The sequence below is a fragment of the Caulobacter henricii genome (assembly GCF_001414055.1).
Lineage (GTDB): Bacteria > Pseudomonadota > Alphaproteobacteria > Caulobacterales > Caulobacteraceae > Caulobacter > Caulobacter henricii.
In genome coordinates this window covers 289,402-305,078 of sequence record NZ_CP013002.1, presented here as the reverse complement: position 1 = coordinate 305,078, position 15,677 = coordinate 289,402, and the positions used below count along the sequence as shown (strand labels likewise).

Here is a 15,677-nt window from a genome sequence, read left to right as displayed (position 1 = left end):
ACGACGGGCCAATGTCACGATCACGCGCCCGGCGCGCGAGTCCTTGGCAACCGGAAAGCCAATCCGGCCTTGTTACCGCCACGGGTCGGCAGCAAGGCTGGGCCGGCTGCAAGGAGGTCGATCATGACTGAAGTGCATTATGGCGTCGTGCGCGTCGAAGATCACTGGTCCATCGTGGGCGAACACCTGCGCTTTGGGCGCTATGCCAGCCAGGCCCTGGCCAGCAAGGCAGCGGCGCGGCTGGCCGAGCAATCGACCGGCGTCGGCATGTCCGTTCTGCTGGCGGTGCAGCACGAGGACTTCACCCTGCCCGCGCCGACCCGGCTGGGCTGAACGCCCTCAGGCTTCGGTGCCTTGGCCGGCCATCCAGGATTTGACCACCCGCCAGACCTGAAGAGCTGAGGCCACGAAGCCGACGATCGAGGCGATGATCTGGAAGGCATTCCAGACCGCCGCGACCAGCGGGCCCTCCACGACCATCGAGACCACCGGATAGATCAACTGGCTGACGATGATCCGGAACTGGGCATAGGCCTCGGAGTATTCGATCGTGACCCGGCCGATCGTAGCGAGGATCAGGACCGCCAGGACCGGCGACCACAGCAGCGGCAGGACCAGCAGCAGGGCCAGCAGGGTGACCAGGCACTTGGCGATCAAGCTGGCCCGGGACACCACCGTGACCCCCACACCGATCACCACCGCAACGCCCAGCAGGGCAAAGCTGACCGGAAGCACCTTGTCGGCGACCTCCACAAGATCCCGTCCAAGCGCCAGACTGACAAACCCCGCGCCGGCCAGGACCAGGACGAACGAGGCCAGCCAGAGCGCGCTGTATTCGCTGAGCCGCGTCTTCAGGATTTCGCCGGTGCTCATGCCATTCTCCCCGTGCCGGCGGTGAGCCTGCCTCGGAAGCCCGGCCGCGTCGACGGGAAACTGGGCCAGCGGGACCTGTGGGACAGCCCTCTGTCTGGACGCCCGGAACCTAGGCGTTCAGGGCCGAGATGCGGCGGATCGCGGCCTGGGCCTCGGTGACCAGCTGCTCGACGATAACGCCCGCCGGCAGCACCTCGCGGATGCCGCCCGCGCTCTGGCCCATGGCAAAGCAGGACCTTTCCGCATCGAGGCCCTCGATCTGGCCACCGATGCCGCCCATGGCCCCATTGCGGATCGAGACCATGGCCTGCTGCGGGAACCCCTGGATGTCACCGGGGCGGGATTCCCAGTCCTCGACATAGGGGTTCTTCTTCACCCGCATCGGCTTGCCCGAATAGCAGCGGGTGCGGACCGTATCCTCGTCAGCGGCCTCGACCACCGCCTGGCGGTAGAGGTCGCCGGCATGGGCCTCGGTGCTGGCGATGAAGCGCGTGCCCATCCAGACGCCCTGGGCACCCAGGGCCAGGGCCGCCGCCAGACCGCGGCCGTCGTGCAGGCCACCGGCGGCGACCACCGGGATCTTCACCGCATCCACGGCCTGGGCGACCAGGGGCAGGGTCCCGACCAGACCGGTATGGCCACCGCCCTCGCCGCCCTGGCAGATCACTGCGTCGCAGCCGGCCTGCTCGGCCTTGACCGCATGTTTCACGGCTCCGCAGACCACCATGACCTTGAGGCCGGCGCTTTTCAGGCGTTCGATGATCGGCATCGGAACACCGAGGCCGGCGATGAAGGCCGATGCGCCCTCGGCGATGATGACCTCTACGCTGGCCGTCAGGGCGTCCGGGGTCGCGGCCAGCAGGTCAACGCCGAACGGACGGTCGGTCAGGGCGCGGACCTGACGCATCTGGTCGCGGATGAAGTCCGGCGTCGTGCCGGCCATGCCCAGAACGCCATAGCCGCCGGCATTGGAGACGGCCGCCGCCAGGGGCGCATAGGAGACCCCGCCCATGCCGGCCAGCAGGATCGGGTGCTCGATGTCCAGTAGATCGCAAAGGGGCGTGTGCAGTGCCATGGAACCCGTCCTCCCGTAATTTTCCGGCAGGATGGGCGTCGGTACGCGGCCCTAGCAAGCGTGCCGCGAGGGCAGGGCCCTCAGATCCGGTCGGTCCGGACGGCCTCGGTCGTGGCTTCGGTCGTGAAGAAGCAGGCGGCCATGGCGGTCAGCATCATGGCGATAAGGGCCAGCATGCCACGGGGCGGAGCCAGGGTGACGACGTCTTGCGGGGTCATCGTTGCGTTTCCTCGAAAGGCACCCGGATCTGACGTCCAGGCTACCTTCGAGGAAAGCTTCTCACCCACCCTGCCCTCACGCAAGGCCCTTATTTCAATAGGGTTTTCTTCGACGATCGAGTCCAGAAATCAAACCGGAATCAGAAGATCGAATAGCCGCCGTCGATCACCAGGGTGTCGCCCGAATGATAGCTGGAGGCGTCGGAGGCCAGATAGACCGCCATGCCGCCGAAATCGGCCGGCTCGCCCCAGCGACGGGCCGGAACCCGGGGGATGACCTTCTCGGCGAAGGCGGGGGCGCTCTGGGCACCGGCAGTCATGTCGGTAGCGATCCAGCCCGGCAGGATGGCATTGGCGCGGACGCCGTAGCGGGCATGCTCGACCGCGACGGACTTGATCATCGAGATCACCGCCCCCTTGGTGGCCGCATAGGCCTCGTTGCGGGCCGCGCCTTCGATGGCGGCCAGCGAAGCGACGCCGACCAGCGAGCCGCCGGGATCGCCCGATTTGGCGCGGTCGACCATGTGACGGCAGGCCTCGCGCAGGGTGAAGAACACGCCGTCCAGATTGACTGCCAGGATCTTGCGATAGGTCTCGGTCTGCATGTCGACAAAGGACGGCGACCCAAAGCCCACCCCGGCATTGGCGAACACCGAGTCGATCCGGCCCATGGCCGTCACCGCCTCGACCATGGCCTCGGCGACCTGGGACTCGTCGGACACGTCGACGGTCTGGGCCTTGACCCGCACACCGTGTTTCAGGAGTTCGCCCTCGGCGGCCTGGTTGCGCTCGGCGTTGGAGCCCCAGATGACGATGTCGGCCCCCGACTGGGCCAGGGCCGTGGCCATGCCCAGGCCGATGCCGCGATTGCCGCCGGTGACCAGGGCCACCTTGCCGGCCAGATTGAACGGCGCATAGGCCATGGCGTTTCTCCCGTGAACGTTTGTTTGAATGAGAGGCGTAGCCAGGGCCGGCGTCAAGGGTGCCGTGACGTGCGGCTCCTAGAGGCCGAACCGCTCGTAGGTTTCGGTGATCATCCGCCGGGTCTCGTCCCAGTCGACCAGGACCATGGCCTCGTCGCGGGAGACGAAGCGGGCCTCGGCCGCATCGTCGCCGGCCACCGGCTCGCCGGCGACCCAGCGGGCGGCATAGTCGATCAGGACATAGTGGCGGGTGATCTCGCCGGCCGTACCGTCCGGGCCAGGCCTTGCGGGGAAGATCCCGTCGACGACGTCGATCAGGCCGAGGATCTCGGCCTCGATCCCGGTCTCCTCTTTCAGTTCCCGCAGGGCGGCCGCGACCGTGGTTTCGCCCAGCTCCATCCGGCCACCGGGCAGGCTCCACTGGCCCAGCCTGGGCGGCGTGCCCCGCTTGATCAGCAGCACCTGATCGCCGCGCAGGCAGACGACGCCGACCGTCGGCACGGGCTGGCTCATGGGAATCCGGCCTTCAGGTCGAGGCTCGACTTGACCCCGATACAGGTCCCGCAGTCGTCCAGCCAGGTCTGGGCGGCGGTGCGGCCGCGCGCCTTGAGGTCCTGCAGAAAGCTCCACTCGGTATTGAACTTGGTCGACAGCGACAGGTCCGCCAGGGGCCCGTCGGCGGTGATCGCGTGGACCAGCATCCGGCGATAACGCCCCTTGGCGGTGTCCTTCAGAAGGCCCTCATCGAGCAGCTTCTGGACGAAGCCGATGGCCCGCAGTTCCGAGGCCAGGGAGGCGTTGAAGGTGATCTCGTTCAGCCGGTCCATGATCTCGCCCGGCGATCTGGGCGTCTCGTCGCGGACAAAGGGATTGAGGCTGACGATCAGGATGTCGTCGGGCGTGTCGTCATAGAACAGCGGCCACAGGGGCGGGTTCGACAGGAAGCCACCGTCCCAGTAGGGCTCGCCGTCGATCTCGACGGCCTGGAACACCTGGGGCAGGCAGGCCGAAGCCAGGATGTGCTGCGAGGTCAGCTCGCCCTCGCGGAAGATCTTGGCCTTGCTTAGCCGCACGGCGGTGGCGGCGATATAGAGCTTGATCGGCGAACGCTCGCGGATCGCCGCGAAGTCCACGGTCTCTTCCAGCACGTCGTGCAGCGGATTGAGATTGAACGGATTGAACTCGTAGGGGCTCAGGCTCATGGCCAGGGTCTCGGCCATGCGCCAGCCGGGGGTATTTTTCAGCCAGTCGGGACCGGCAAAGGCCTTGGTCCAGATGCTGGAATCCCCGAACACGTTCTGGCCGCCGGCCCGGTTCACCCCGCGCCAGAAGGCCTCCAGGGTCTCGCGGGCCTTGCTGCGCCCGCCCTCACCCGCCCCGCCCAGGGCCAGGCCATGGGCCAGGCAGACGGCGTTCATCGCCCCGGCCGAGGCGGCGGTCACCGCCCGGATCTCGAGGTCATCTTCCTCGAGCAGACGGTCGAGAATGCCCCATTCAAAGGCCCCGTGGGCCCCGCCGCCCTGCAGGGCCAGGCTCAGGGGCCGGGGACCGGCAGGCTTTTTCCGGAACGGGCCTATGGGCATGGCCCGCTTCCCCTATTGCGCGGTCCAGCCGCCGTCGATCTGGAACGCCGCGCCATTGGCAGAGGCTCCCGCATCGGAGACCAGATAGAGCAGCATGCCCGAAAGCTGGTCGAAGCTGACGAACTGCTTGGTCGGCTGGCTGGCCAGGATGACGTCACGCATGACCGCCTCCTCGCTGATGCCGCGGGCCTTGGCCTGGTCGGCGATCTGGGCCTCGACCAGCGGGGTCTTCACAAAGCCCGGGCAGATGGCGTTGCAGGTGATGCCGAAGGTGGCGACTTCCAGGGCCACGGTCTTGGTCAGGCCCAGGACACCATGCTTGGCGGCCACATAGGCGGCCTTGAACGGCGAGGCGACCAAGGCGTGGGCCGAGGCGATATTGATGATCCGGCCCCGACCCTGGTCCTTCATGATCGGCACGGCGGCCTTGGTGGCGTGGAAGGCCGAGGTCAGGTTGATGGCGATGATCTGGTCCCACTTGTCGGTGGGAAAGTCCTCGACCGGGGCCACATACTGGATGCCGGCATTGTTGATCAGGATGTCCAGTTCGCCGAATTCGGCCTTGGCGGCCCGCACCATGTCGGCGATCTGATCGGGCTTGGTCATGTCGGCGCCGTTGTACAGCACCTCGACGCCATGCTTTTCCGCCAGTTCGGCGCGGGTGCGCTCGATGGCGGTCATCTCGCCCAGCCCGTTGAGGACGATATTGACGCCCTGGGCGGCGAGGGCCTCGGCCAGGGCGTGGCCGATACCGCTGGTCGAGCCGGTGACGATGGCGACCTGACCCTGCAACCCGAAATCAACGGCCATGACGACGCGCTCCCTGCTCTACGCCCTAATCTATGCTGCAATGCAACATACAGCTCGCTTCCGCGAAGGGCGAGCTTTTATAAATTCATCGATAGATGAATTCAGGGTTGTGGGCGAGAAAAAACCCAGTCGGTGTCCGTCGAGAGCGCCGGCCGGAACTGGTAGCCGTCGAGATTGAAGCCCTTCAGGTCCCGCGACTGCTCAAGGCGATTATCGATAATGTAGCGCGCCATTCGTCCACGCGCCTTCTTGGCGAAGAAGCCCAGCACCTTCAGCAGACCCGCCTTCTCTTCCTTGAAGTGGCAGGTGACGACCGGCAGTTTCAGGGCCTTGGCATCGACGGCCCCGAAATATTCCTGGCTGGCCAGGTTGACCAGGGTCCGGTCGGCATGGCCCTCGGCCGCCGCGTTGAGGGTCTGGGCGATGGTCTCGCCCCAGAAATCATAGAGATTGGACCCGCGCTTGGTCTTCAGACGGGTGCCCATTTCCAGGCGATAGGGCTGCATCGCGTCCAGCGGACGCAGCACCCCATAGAGGCCCGACAAGATCCGCAGGCGGTCCTGGGCCCAGTCGAGGGACGCCCGGTCGAGCTCGCGGGCCGCCAGGCCGGCATAGACGTCGCCATTGAAGGCGATCACGGCCTGCAGGCCTTCCTCGACCTCAGGATCAAAGGCCTGGAACCGCTCACGGTTCAGGTCGGCCAGCTTTTCGGAGATATGCATCAGCCGGCGCAGATCGGCGGCGGTCAGCTTGCGCGTCACCCTGGCCAGCTCGCCGATCTTGCCCTTCAGTTCGGGCGTGGTCAGCGGCAGCACCTGTTCGGGCGCGGTATAGTCCAGCGACTTGGCGGGGGAGATGACCATCAACATACCCGGGGAGATAGAGGGTCCGAAGGGGGTTCGCTAGCGGGAGGTTGGCGATTGGCCCGCACTGGCTTCCTCCTGACCGCTAGGCGGTCGTCCTCCCCCGAAGGGGGAAGATGGGGTTGGCGCGTTTCATCTTCCCCCTGCGGGGAAGACGGCTGCGCAGCAGCCCGTAGGGGGCAAGTCTGGCGGACACAGCTTCTCGACCCCGCGCTTTCGCTGCGAGGGTGATGGAAAGGGTCGCGGAGCGTCCGGACGACGTCCGGATGAGAGATAGAAAATACCGTTTCGACGAAGCCGTCCGCTCCGCGTCACCGTTTTCCGTCCGCCTCCCGCCAGGTGGCCCTGTTGAGGCCTTACCGGGACCCGGACCGCGCCGTTTCCAGCGCGTTCCGGCGATCGAAGAGGACGGGCTTACAGCCAGACACGCCCTTTTGCCTTCAACCACGCCGACGGCGGGCGGGTCTGGCCAGCAACCAGATCCCCGGACACGCTTCAGTATCCCCCTGAAGCCCAGTCCCGCTCGATCACCCCCCGCCGCCGCAATGGTCGCTGGCCCTGCGCCCTTTCCTCGCGACGAGGTGGGATGATTATGCGGCAGGTTTCAGCGCGTCGGACGGGCGCGGTGGTTGTTTTTGCGGGGTGTTGATCGGGTTGAGCTTTTCCCTGAAAGCCCCGGGGATTGATTGGTCTCTATCCCCGCACTTGCCCCCTACGGATCGCTTCGCGATCGTCTTCCCCCGAAGGGGGAAGATGGGGTTGGCGCGTTTCATCTTCCCCCCGCAGGGGGGAGGACGACCTGCGCAGCAGGTCAGGAGGGGGCCTGCGGCGTCGGCCGGGAAAACACCGCCGACCGCGTCACCGCGACGGTCCCGGTACAGAGGCAGGCAAGTCACAGACTTTCCACATCGGAAACTTGTCACTTGCCAGGCCGGAAAGTCACAGGTAACTTTCCACTATGGAAACCAAAGAGCCTGAGATGTCGCCCCCTGACCCCACTGACCTGCTGGCCGAACTTCGCGCCGCCAATGAAGACCTGGCCCGGCGCGCCGTGGCACCGGTCTGGTATCATCCGGCTCTGGGCCTGCTGCTCGGCGGCCTGATCGCCCTTCAGGGGGCGGCCCTGCCGTTCATGGGGGCCTATTATGCCCTGTTCAGCATCGCCCTGGTCATGCTGGTCGCAGCCTACAAGAAACACACGGGCCTCTGGGTCAATGGTTACCGCGCCGGTCGCACCCGCGTCGTGGCGATCGGACTGGCGGCGACGTGCACGATCCTGGCCCTGGGTTCGCTCTGGCTGCAACGCACTGCCGGCATGGTCTCGGCCCCCCTGATCGGCGGCGCGATCGTGGCCGTGATCACCACCATCGGCGGCTTTGTCTGGGAGGCCGCCTTCCGCCGCGACCTGCGCGACGAGAGCGGCCTGTGAGCGCGGGCCTCGACCCCGCCATCCACGCGCCCAACCGGCTGCAGATGTGCTGCATGCTGGCCGGGGTCGACACCATCGATTTCGCCACGGTCCGCGAGGCCCTGGATGTCAGCGAGTCGGTGCTCAGCAAGCACATCAAGACCCTGGAAGAGGCCGGCTATCTGAAGATCCGCAAGACGCCGTCCGAGGGCCGGGTCCGAACCTGGCTGGCCCTGACCGGCGCGGGCCGCAAGGCCCTGAAGGGGCATCTGGCGGCGCTACGGGCCCTGATGGCCGGGGCCGAAGGCAGCGTGGCATGACCCCGCAAACCCTCGCTCTCCTCGCCCAGTTCCCCTGGACCCTCGCCATGCTGCTGGCCGCCGCCGTGGTCGCCAGCAGCCGCGGCCTGCCCTATCGCCTGGCCTGGGCCGCCGCCTGTTTCGTCGGGGTCGGTGCCTTCTGGATGGACCTCGGGAGCGGACGCTGGGGTTTCGTGCCGATGGCCGTCAACCTGCTGGGCCCCGGCCACGCTGCGGGCCTGCTCAAGGCCACGATCCCGATCGGGGCGATCGTCGCCCTGACCCTGGCCTGGCGGTCTAGAACAAGACCCGGGGGTTCATGATCCGCTGCGGATCCAGCGCCGAGCGGATCGCCCTCAGGGCGGTCAGTTCGACCGGATCCTTGTAGCCCACCGCCTCGATCGTCTTCATCGCCCCCAGGCCGTGCTCGGCGCTGATCGAGCCGTTCAGATCGGCCGTGATGTCGTGGACGATGCTCGCCCCGGCGTCGCGCTGGGCGTCATGGGCGTCGTCATCGCCGCCGGCGGGCTTGATCACGTCATAGTGGACATTGCCGTCACCGACATGGCCGAAGGCGACGATCCGCGTGCCCGGATAGGCCGCAGCGATAGCGGCATTGGCGCGCGCGATGAAGACCGGGATCTTGGAGACCGGCACGCTGACATCGTGTTTCCAGGCCGCGCCTTCCGGCTTCTGGCCGGCCGAGTGACCCTCGCGGATATGCCAGAACGCCTTCATCTGGGTCTGGGTCTGGGCCACGGCGGCGTCGCTGATCAGGCCGCGCTCAAGGGCGCTGGCCAGCAGGCGCTCCAGGGCAGCCTCGGCTGCGCCAGGCTCGCCGCTGGCGATCTCGATCAGCACGTACCAGGGATGGATGGACGGCAGCGGGTCGCGCAGACCCGGCACGTTGCGCAAGGTCAGTTCGAAACCCAGCCGGCCCATCAGCTCGAAGGCCTCGACGGCCCCGCCGGTCTCGTCCTTGGCCCGGGCCAGAAGCTGGATGGCGTCTTCCGGCGAGCCCAGGCCGACAATGGCCACGGCCCGCGAGGCGAGCAGCGGATGCAGTTTCAGGCTGGCGGCGGTGACCACGCCCAGCGTGCCCTCGGCCCCGATCAGGAGCTGCTTGAGGTCATAGCCGGTATTGTCCTTGCGCAGCCGCTTGAGGCCGTTCCAGATCTCGCCATTGGGCAGTACCGCTTCGAGACCCAGCACCTGCTCGCGCATCATGCCGTAACGCAGCACGGCCGTGCCGCCGGCATTGGTCGAGACCAGGCCGCCGATCGTGCAGGAGCCCTCCGAGGCCACCCCGACCGTGAAGCGACGCCCGACGCTGGCCGCCCGGGCATGGGCTTCTGACAGGGTCACCCCGGCCTCCAGCACCATGACGTCATCCAGCCCGTCGACATCGCGCACGGCCCGCAGCTTTTCGGTCGAGAGCAGGATCTCGCCCTGGGGGATCTGGCCGGCTACCAGACCGGTATTGCCGCCCTGCGGCGTGATCGCCACCCCGTCGGCGGCGCAGATGCCGACCACGGCGGCCACCTCGCCCGTGGTGCGCGGCAACACCAGCAACGGCGTCTCGCCCCGCCAGCGACCGCGCCACTCCAGCAGCTTGGGCTCGAGGCGCTCAGGGTCCTGGCTCCACCCGCCCTCGCCGAGCACGGCTTTCAGGCGGGACAGGGTATCGGCGGGAACGGGCTTGGTCATGGGACAGGAGGATACGCTTTATGAGGCGCCCCTGTCAGTATATACTGAAGTCTATACGGAGACAGACGTGGGCATCCTGATCAAGAATCCCGACGCCGAACGCGCGGTGCGGGAACTGGCGGAACTGACCGGCGAAAGCCTGACCACAGCGGTCGAGATCGCCGTGCGGGAACGGCTGGCGGCCAAGCGGCGCGAGGCCAGGCCGCATCGTCCGCGCAGCGCCGCCGAGATGGACGCGATCACCCGCAAATACCTGACACCTGAAGCTCTGGCGGGCTTGCTGCCGCCCATCACCAAGACCGACTTCGACGACCTCAACGAAATCCCCGGCTACGACGGCTCTGAAACGTGAGGATTGTCGTCGATAGCTCGGTGCTCGTGGCGATCGCCACCTTCGAGGCAGACAGGGCCGCCTACATGCAGGCCATGGAGGCCGCCGCCGAGATCCTGATCTCGCCGATGAACTATGTCGAAGCCGGCATCGTCCTGACGGGGAAAGGTGTGTTCGTGTCGCGGGACAGTTTCGACGCCTGGCTTGCCGACTATCGGGTAATGATCGCGTCCGAGCCCGTCGTCGACGCCGTCGCCCTCGACGCCTATCTTCGCTTCGGCAAGGGCCACCACCCGGCCAGGCTCAATCTCGCCGACTGCTTCGCCTATGCCCTGGCCAAATCGCTGGACGCACCCCTGCTGTACAAGGGCGACGACTTTCTGCTCACGGACGTCCGCTCAGCGCTAGACTAGCCTGCGGCGGGATCGGGGATGCCCCGGATCTTGGCCCAGTATTCCTCGCGCACGTCATCATCGATCACCGCCGGATCGCCCGCGCCCTTGTAGAGCCGGTCGCCGCCGTCCTTGCGGGCCCTGGCGATCCAGAAGGGCTGGCCGGTTTCGAGGTCGCGGAAATTGGCCTTCAGGCCCGAATTGCGCAAAGCCTCGAAAGTGCGGCCGGCATAATAGAGGGTCTCGCCGGTCTTCGACGACCGCACCCGCCCGATCCGGGCCGGGCCGTTCAGCCCCTTCGACTTGTCCTCAAGGTACATGATCCGGAACTTCATCGGTCTATCCTATGAACCCGGCGGCGCGGCGCAGACGGTCATTGATCGCCTCGCCCAGGCCCTGATCGGGAATGGTGGCCACGGCGATGCCCACCGGATGGGTCCGGTCAGCGGCTCGGAGATAAGAGAACAGCTTGGCCGCGGCCTCGGCGAGATCGCCGGTCGGGCTGAGATTGAACACGCCCTCCCCGTCCGGCCACGGACCGAAGGCCAGGAAGGCCTCGCCCGCCTGCGGCCCGGCGGCGTCGATCCGCACCGGGGCATCGGGGGCATAGTGCAGGGCCATGCGGCCGGGTGAGCGCCTGGCGTCGTCTGCGGCCTCCGCCAGGGGCCCGACCACGGCCTCGAGCTGGGCCCGGGTCACGGCCCCGGGGCGCAGCAGGCGCGGCGGGCCGTCGAGCACGGCGACGACGGTGGATTCCAGGCCGACCTCGCAGGGCCCGCCATCGAGGGTGACCGCACAGGCCTCGCCGGTCTCGGAGACGGCGTCGGCATGGGTGGTGGGACTGGGCCGGCCCGAGCGATTGGCCGAGGGGGCCACCACCGCTCCGCCGAACGCGGCCAGCACGGCCCGGGCCAGGGGATGTCCCGGCAGGCGGATCGCCACGGTGTCGAGCCCCGCCCGGGCCAGGTCGCAGACCGCCTCTGTGTCCCGGATCGGCGCGACCAGGGTCAGGGGGCCGGGCCAGAAGGCCTGGGCCAGGGCCAGGGCGCGGTCATCCAGCATGGCGATACGGGCGGCCGTCTCCAGGTCGGCGACATGGGCGATCAGCGGATTGAAGCGCGGACGGCCCTTGGCCGCGAAGATCGCCGCCACGGCGGTCGGGTTGGCGGCATCGGCACCCAGGCCATAGACGGTCTCGGTCGGCAGCAGCACGAGCTCACCGGCCGCGAGGGCGCGCGCGGCCCCCTCTATCGCCGCTTGAGGGCCTATTTCCGCTTGGCCGTCAGGGCGAAGCTGACCTTCACCTTGGCCGCGATCTGATCCGTACTCGCCCATTCACCCTGTCCGACCCCGAACGTCGTCCGGTCGAGGGTGGTTACACCGCGCGCCGTGGCCGTGTCGCCGTCGATCTTGAGGCTGAACGGCAGGCTGAGCGGCTTCTTGACGCCGCGCAGGTCCAGAGTCCCATCGGCGACGAACCGGCCCTCGCCGGTCTTGCGGAACTTGCTGGCGCTGAACACCGCCTTGGGATGGGCGGCCGTGGCGAAGAAATCCTCGCCGGGAAGGCTGGCGTCGCGCTGGTCATCGCCGGTCTTGGCCGAGGCCATATCGATGCTGACCGTCAGCTTCGAGCGGTCCAGGGCCTCGGGCGAGAACAGGATGTCGGCGGTCCAGCGGGTGAAGCTGCCCTCCAGCGCCTCGCCGGACCAGGAGGCCGTAAAGCCCAGGGTCGATCCCTTGCTCACCGTCCAGGCGACGGGATCCTTAAGGACCGGGGCCGGGGCGGTTGCCGAAGCGGCGGCCGGGGCGTCAGGCGCAGTCGCCACCGCTGCTGTCGGGACGGGGGCAGTAACCAGCGCGGGCTCCGCGGCCACGGCCGGCTGGGCGGCAGGCTTGACGCCGGGCATGTAGAGATAGCCGGCGGCGATCACCGCCGCGAGACCGGCGGCGGCCAGCCAGGCGCGCGGCTCCTTCAGGCCCGGCATCGCCCCCGGTGCCATGTTGCCGAACACCGCGTCCTTATCGAGCACCTGGTGCTTGGCCACCGCGCCCAGGTGCAGAAGCAGCAGCAGATAGGTGAGCTTGACCATCACCTCGTGGCCGATCAGGCCGATCTGGTGCCAGACATGCTTGGCCGCCGGTGCCAGATCGGGGATCAGCGGCAGATGCGGCCAGGGAATGGTCCCGAACAGCAGGGTCGGGATGTTGATCTTGCTGGCCGAAACCAGGATCCAGCCCGTCAGAGGCAGGCCGATCATGATCACGTAGAAGCCGATATGCACGAGGTGCGAGGCGGTCTTTTCCCAGTTCGGCTGCCCCACGGGCGCGGGCGGCGGCGGATTGAACAGCCGCCAGCCCAGCCGCGCCAGGCTGAGCAGCAGGATGGTGATGCCGATCGACTTGTGCAGCTGGAAGAGGGCGAAGGTCGTCGGTCCCTTGGGACCGTCCCCCGCCCTCCAGCCGAGAATGATCTGGAAGATGATGGCCGCGGCGATCAGCCAGTGAAGAACGATCGCCACCGTCGTGTAGCGCGTGCGTGTCGCGGCCATCAGGGTCTCCGGATCCGAATTGACGGTCTTACTTCTTGTTGAACTCGACTTCGATGTTCAGCGTCACGTCGTCGCCGACCAGCGGAACATACTTGGAAACGCCGAATTCCGAACGCTTGATCGTGGTCGAGGCCGAGAAGCCGGTCTTGACGCTGCCAGGCATGAAGCTGCCGCCGACACCGTTGAAGGTGACATCCAGCACCACCGGCTTGGTGACGCCGTGGAAGGTCAGGTCGCCGGTGACCTTGCCCGTCTGGCCGTTGCCCACATCGACCTTGGTCGAGACGAAGGTGATGGTCGGATATTTGGCGGTTTCCAGCCAGCCGTCGCCAGCCAGTTCCTTGTTGAACTTCAGGCCGAAGGCGTCGGCACCGGTCGAGGTGTCGATCGAGGCCGGGTCGACCGTGACATTGATCTTCGAGGCTTCCGGGGCCTTGGGATCATAGGTGAAGCTGGCATCGAGGCGGGTGAAGCGCAGGGTGTAGTTGGAGAAGCCCATGTGCTTGAGCTTGGCGGTCAGCACCGCATGGGTCTTGTCGAGGCTGTATTCGCCGGCCGGCAGATCAGCGGGCTTGGTCGAGGTCACGCCCGGTGCGGCCATGGCGGCGGGAGCCGAAAGCAGGGCGGCGGCGAGCGCGGCATAGGCGAAGGGACGGATCATCGGTTAGATCTCCAAACTGTCATCGAAGCGGTTACGGTTAGGCCTAGGTAGGAACCCCTTGGGCGCGAAAAAGGGCCGAGAGATCACGAAGTCGTGAGGCGAGGACATGACTCCTCGCCGACTTGGCGCTACGGCGTCACGCGCCTAAACAGAACACCGATCCTCCGGAGCCCCGCCCCCATGACTTTCCGAGCGCCCGTTCGCGACATCGCCTTCTCCCTGCGGCACGCGGCCGGCTTCGAGCGCCTGGCCGGAGCCTTTCCGGACGCGGATTCCGACACGGTCGAGGCGGTGCTTGAAGGGGCCGGGGCCCTGGCCGGCGACATCCTGGCCCCCCTGAACCGCCAGGGCGACCTGGTCGGGGCGACCCTGGAAAACGGCGTGGTCCGCGCCGCCCCGGGCTTTGGCCAGGCCTATCGTCAGTTCGCCGAAGGCGGCTGGAACAGCCTGGCGGCCGATCCCGACCATGGCGGCCAGGGCCTGCCCAAGAGCCTGGAAATCGGCGTCTTCGAGATGGTCCATGCCGCCAACATGGCCTTCGGCCTGTGCCCGATGCTGACCCTGGGAGCCATCGAGGCCCTGGCCCATCACGGCTCCGACCACCAGAGGGCCCTCTACCTGCCCCGCCTGGTCTCGGGCGAGTGGACCGGCACCATGAACCTGACCGAACCGCAGTCGGGCTCGGACCTCGGCACGATCACCACCCTGGCCACGCCGGACGGCGACGGCGGCTGGTCGATCACCGGCCAGAAGATCTACATCACCTGGGGCGATCACGACGTCGCCGACAATATCGTCCATCTGGTCCTGGCCCGCACGCCCGATGCCCCGCCCGGCGTCAAGGGTATCTCCCTGTTCCTGGCCCCGAAGGTCCTGGTCGAGGCTGACGGCACCCTGGGCGCGGCCAACGCCCTGCGGGCCGGCGGGCTGGAGCACAAGCTGGGCATTCACGGCTCGCCCACCTGCGTGATGCTGTTCGAGGGCGCGAAGGCCGAGCTGGTCGGCCAGCTGGGCTCGGGCCTGGCCCACATGTTCACGATGATGAACGCCGCCCGCCTGCAGGTCGGCACCCAGGGCGTGGCCATTGCCGAGCGCGCCTATCAGCAGGCCCTCGCCTTCTCGCTCGAGCGCCGCCAGGGCCGTTCGGCCTGGACCGGCGAGGCCTCGGCCCGACTGTTCGACCATCCGGACGTGCGCCGGACCCTGATGCTGATGAAGGCCAGGATCGAGGCCGCCCGTGGCATCTGCCTGTCGACCGCCGTCGCCGCCGACCTGGCCAGCCATGGCGCGACCGAGGCCGACCGCTCGGCCGCCCGCCTGCGCGAGGAACTCCTGACCCCCATCGCCAAGGCCTGGTCGACCGACATCGGGGTCGAGGTCGCATCCCAGGGGGTGCAGATCCACGGCGGCATGGGATTCATCGAGGAAACCGGCGCGGCCCAGCACTATCGCGACGCCCGGATCGCCCCGATCTATGAGGGCACCAACGGCATCCAGGCCATCGATCTGGTCGGCCGCAAGCTGAGCCTCGGCGAGGGCCAGGCGATCGGCGACCTGATGGACGACATGCGCGACACGATCGACGCCCTCAATGCGGCGGGCGATCCGGCCTTCGGCACCCTGGCCAGACGCCTGGAGACCGCCCTGGACGCCGCCAGCGCCGCCACGGCCTGGCTGATCGAGCGCCGGGCGCGGGCCATGCCCGATGCTCTCAGCGGGGCGACCGCCTATCTGAAACTGCTGGGCGATGTGGTCGGCGGCTGGATGCTGGCCAAGGGGGCCCTGGCCGCTTCGGCCGCGATCGCGGCGGGCGAGGGCGATGCCGGCTGGCTGGGAACCAAACTGGCCCTGGCGCGGATCTATGCCGAAACGGTCCTGGCCCAGGTCCCGGGCCAGGCTGCGGGTGTCACCCTGGGCGCGGCGGATCTGGCCGCGACGACGCCGGAGATGCTGGGGGCGTAGGCGAAGACTGGCCCCCTCCGCGC

Annotated in this window: 20 protein-coding genes; 7 read left to right on the top strand and 13 right to left on the bottom strand. The window is 67.7% G+C overall.

The window, feature by feature from the left end:
• Positions 1–123: 123 nt before the first annotated feature.
• Positions 124–333: a hypothetical protein gene (locus AQ619_RS01420; RefSeq protein WP_062143217.1), complete on the top strand. Its 210-nt coding sequence runs from the start codon at positions 124–126 to the stop codon at positions 331–333.
• 6 nt (positions 334–339) lie between these two features.
• Here AQ619_RS01420 and AQ619_RS01415 read toward each other — a convergent pair whose 3' ends face one another.
• The 8 genes from AQ619_RS01415 to yaaA all read right to left on the bottom strand — a co-directional run bounded on the left by AQ619_RS01415 (position 340) and on the right by yaaA (position 6,351).
• A complete protein-coding gene (locus AQ619_RS01415) occupies positions 340–873 on the bottom strand; it encodes a hypothetical protein (RefSeq protein WP_062143214.1) in 534 nt (177 codons plus the stop codon).
• Between the two features lie 109 nt (positions 874–982).
• The gene (locus AQ619_RS01410) at positions 983–1,948 is read right to left on the bottom strand and encodes an NAD(P)H-dependent flavin oxidoreductase (RefSeq protein ID WP_062143211.1); all 966 of its coding nucleotides are present in this window, start codon (positions 1,946–1,948) and stop codon (positions 983–985) included.
• Between the two features lie 80 nt (positions 1,949–2,028).
• The gene (locus AQ619_RS18955) at positions 2,029–2,166 is read right to left on the bottom strand and encodes a hypothetical protein (RefSeq protein WP_166504111.1); all 138 of its coding nucleotides are present in this window, start codon (positions 2,164–2,166) and stop codon (positions 2,029–2,031) included.
• Between the two features lie 140 nt (positions 2,167–2,306).
• Positions 2,307–3,089, bottom strand: a complete 783-nt coding sequence (locus AQ619_RS01405) for an SDR family NAD(P)-dependent oxidoreductase (protein WP_062143208.1) — start codon at positions 3,087–3,089, stop codon at positions 2,307–2,309.
• A 78-nt stretch (positions 3,090–3,167) separates the two neighbouring features.
• The gene (locus AQ619_RS01400; protein ID WP_062143205.1) at positions 3,168–3,602 is read right to left on the bottom strand and encodes an NUDIX hydrolase; all 435 of its coding nucleotides are present in this window, start codon (positions 3,600–3,602) and stop codon (positions 3,168–3,170) included.
• On the bottom strand, positions 3,599–4,672 hold the full coding sequence (locus AQ619_RS01395) for a patatin-like phospholipase family protein (RefSeq protein ID WP_062143201.1): 1,074 nt from the start codon (positions 4,670–4,672) through the stop codon (positions 3,599–3,601). Before AQ619_RS01395 ends, AQ619_RS01400 begins: the two co-directional genes overlap by 4 nt.
• Before the next feature lie 12 nt (positions 4,673–4,684).
• Complete coding sequence (locus AQ619_RS01390; RefSeq protein ID WP_062143198.1) at positions 4,685–5,482, bottom strand: 3-hydroxybutyrate dehydrogenase; 798 nt, start codon at positions 5,480–5,482, stop codon at positions 4,685–4,687.
• A gap of 101 nt (positions 5,483–5,583) precedes the next feature.
• Positions 5,584–6,351: a peroxide stress protein YaaA gene (yaaA, locus tag AQ619_RS01385; protein WP_062143195.1), complete on the bottom strand. Its 768-nt coding sequence runs from the start codon at positions 6,349–6,351 to the stop codon at positions 5,584–5,586.
• A 973-nt stretch (positions 6,352–7,324) separates the two neighbouring features.
• Between yaaA and AQ619_RS01380 the strand changes: the two genes are divergently transcribed.
• From AQ619_RS01380 to AQ619_RS01370, 3 genes are read left to right on the top strand one after another with little or no spacing between them, the layout of a single operon-like run.
• Positions 7,325–7,774: a hypothetical protein gene (locus tag AQ619_RS01380; protein WP_062151144.1), complete on the top strand. Its 450-nt coding sequence runs from the start codon at positions 7,325–7,327 to the stop codon at positions 7,772–7,774.
• A complete protein-coding gene (locus tag AQ619_RS01375) occupies positions 7,771–8,073 on the top strand; it encodes a transcriptional regulator (RefSeq protein ID WP_062143192.1) in 303 nt (100 codons plus the stop codon). Before AQ619_RS01380 ends, AQ619_RS01375 begins: the two co-directional genes overlap by 4 nt.
• Entirely contained in the window at positions 8,070–8,375 is a 306-nt protein-coding gene (locus AQ619_RS01370) for a hypothetical protein (protein ID WP_062143190.1), read from the top strand. Before AQ619_RS01375 ends, AQ619_RS01370 begins: the two co-directional genes overlap by 4 nt.
• Here AQ619_RS01370 and AQ619_RS01365 read toward each other — a convergent pair.
• A complete protein-coding gene (locus AQ619_RS01365) occupies positions 8,350–9,759 on the bottom strand; it encodes an FAD-binding oxidoreductase (protein WP_062143186.1) in 1,410 nt (469 codons plus the stop codon). The two genes, AQ619_RS01370 and AQ619_RS01365, sit on opposite strands and share 26 nt — an antisense overlap.
• A 67-nt stretch (positions 9,760–9,826) precedes the next feature.
• On the opposite strand from AQ619_RS01365, the gene AQ619_RS01360 reads away from it, so the two are divergent.
• Positions 9,827–10,111 (top strand): type II toxin-antitoxin system VapB family antitoxin, encoded by a 285-nt coding sequence (locus AQ619_RS01360; protein ID WP_166504110.1) that lies wholly within the window; start codon positions 9,827–9,829, stop codon positions 10,109–10,111.
• Positions 10,108–10,503 (top strand): type II toxin-antitoxin system VapC family toxin, encoded by a 396-nt coding sequence (locus tag AQ619_RS01355; RefSeq protein WP_062143180.1) that lies wholly within the window; start codon positions 10,108–10,110, stop codon positions 10,501–10,503. Before AQ619_RS01360 ends, AQ619_RS01355 begins: the two co-directional genes overlap by 4 nt.
• On the opposite strand, the gene AQ619_RS01350 is transcribed toward AQ619_RS01355, so the two are convergent.
• Genes AQ619_RS01350 through AQ619_RS01335 form a run of 4 tightly spaced genes read right to left on the bottom strand, consistent with a single transcriptional unit; the run spans position 10,500 to position 13,692 of the window.
• Complete coding sequence (locus AQ619_RS01350) at positions 10,500–10,817, bottom strand: hypothetical protein (RefSeq protein ID WP_062143177.1); 318 nt, start codon at positions 10,815–10,817, stop codon at positions 10,500–10,502. The genes AQ619_RS01355 and AQ619_RS01350 overlap by 4 nt on opposite strands.
• Positions 10,818–10,821: 4 nt before the next feature.
• Positions 10,822–11,817: an L-threonylcarbamoyladenylate synthase gene (locus AQ619_RS01345; RefSeq protein ID WP_062143174.1), complete on the bottom strand. Its 996-nt coding sequence runs from the start codon at positions 11,815–11,817 to the stop codon at positions 10,822–10,824.
• The gene (locus tag AQ619_RS01340) at positions 11,748–13,031 is read right to left on the bottom strand and encodes a YceI family protein (protein WP_062143170.1); all 1,284 of its coding nucleotides are present in this window, start codon (positions 13,029–13,031) and stop codon (positions 11,748–11,750) included. The genes AQ619_RS01345 and AQ619_RS01340 overlap by 70 nt, the downstream gene beginning before the upstream one ends.
• A 28-nt stretch (positions 13,032–13,059) precedes the next feature.
• Positions 13,060–13,692: a YceI family protein gene (locus AQ619_RS01335; protein WP_062143167.1), complete on the bottom strand. Its 633-nt coding sequence runs from the start codon at positions 13,690–13,692 to the stop codon at positions 13,060–13,062.
• A 180-nt stretch (positions 13,693–13,872) separates the two neighbouring features.
• On the opposite strand from AQ619_RS01335, the gene AQ619_RS01330 reads away from it, so the two are divergent.
• Positions 13,873–15,654 (top strand): acyl-CoA dehydrogenase family protein, encoded by a 1,782-nt coding sequence (locus AQ619_RS01330; RefSeq protein WP_062143164.1) that lies wholly within the window; start codon positions 13,873–13,875, stop codon positions 15,652–15,654.
• Positions 15,655–15,677: the final 23 nt, after the last annotated feature.

Excerpts from the sequence above, each read along its gene's own strand:
- AQ619_RS01350 (WP_062143177.1), bottom strand. The coding sequence starts at position 10,817 with ATGAAGTTCCGGATCATGTACCTTGAGGACAAGTCGAAGGGGCTGAAC.
- AQ619_RS01340 (WP_062143170.1), bottom strand. The coding sequence starts at position 13,031 with ATGGCCGCGACACGCACGCGCTACACGACGGTGGCGATCGTTCTTCAC.
- AQ619_RS01400 (WP_062143205.1), bottom strand. The coding sequence starts at position 3,602 with ATGAGCCAGCCCGTGCCGACGGTCGGCGTCGTCTGCCTGCGCGGCGAT.
- AQ619_RS01365 (WP_062143186.1), bottom strand. The coding sequence starts at position 9,759 with ATGACCAAGCCCGTTCCCGCCGATACCCTGTCCCGCCTGAAAGCCGTG.
- AQ619_RS01335 (WP_062143167.1), bottom strand. The coding sequence starts at position 13,692 with ATGATCCGTCCCTTCGCCTATGCCGCGCTCGCCGCCGCCCTGCTTTCG.
- AQ619_RS01345 (WP_062143174.1), bottom strand. The coding sequence starts at position 11,817 with ATGGGCGAGTACGGATCAGATCGCGGCCAAGGTGAAGGTCAGCTTCGC.
- AQ619_RS01380 (WP_062151144.1), top strand. The coding sequence starts at position 7,325 with ATGTCGCCCCCTGACCCCACTGACCTGCTGGCCGAACTTCGCGCCGCC.
- AQ619_RS01410 (WP_062143211.1), bottom strand. The coding sequence starts at position 1,948 with ATGGCACTGCACACGCCCCTTTGCGATCTACTGGACATCGAGCACCCG.
- AQ619_RS01405 (WP_062143208.1), bottom strand. The coding sequence starts at position 3,089 with ATGGCCTATGCGCCGTTCAATCTGGCCGGCAAGGTGGCCCTGGTCACC.
- AQ619_RS18955 (WP_166504111.1), bottom strand. The coding sequence starts at position 2,166 with ATGACCCCGCAAGACGTCGTCACCCTGGCTCCGCCCCGTGGCATGCTG.
- AQ619_RS01420 (WP_062143217.1), top strand. The coding sequence starts at position 124 with ATGACTGAAGTGCATTATGGCGTCGTGCGCGTCGAAGATCACTGGTCC.
- AQ619_RS01395 (WP_062143201.1), bottom strand. The coding sequence starts at position 4,672 with ATGCCCATAGGCCCGTTCCGGAAAAAGCCTGCCGGTCCCCGGCCCCTG.
- yaaA (WP_062143195.1), bottom strand. The coding sequence starts at position 6,351 with ATGTTGATGGTCATCTCCCCCGCCAAGTCGCTGGACTATACCGCGCCC.
- AQ619_RS01415 (WP_062143214.1), bottom strand. The coding sequence starts at position 873 with ATGAGCACCGGCGAAATCCTGAAGACGCGGCTCAGCGAATACAGCGCG.
- AQ619_RS01370 (WP_062143190.1), top strand. The coding sequence starts at position 8,070 with ATGACCCCGCAAACCCTCGCTCTCCTCGCCCAGTTCCCCTGGACCCTC.
- AQ619_RS01330 (WP_062143164.1), top strand. The coding sequence starts at position 13,873 with ATGACTTTCCGAGCGCCCGTTCGCGACATCGCCTTCTCCCTGCGGCAC.
- AQ619_RS01390 (WP_062143198.1), bottom strand. The coding sequence starts at position 5,482 with ATGGCCGTTGATTTCGGGTTGCAGGGTCAGGTCGCCATCGTCACCGGC.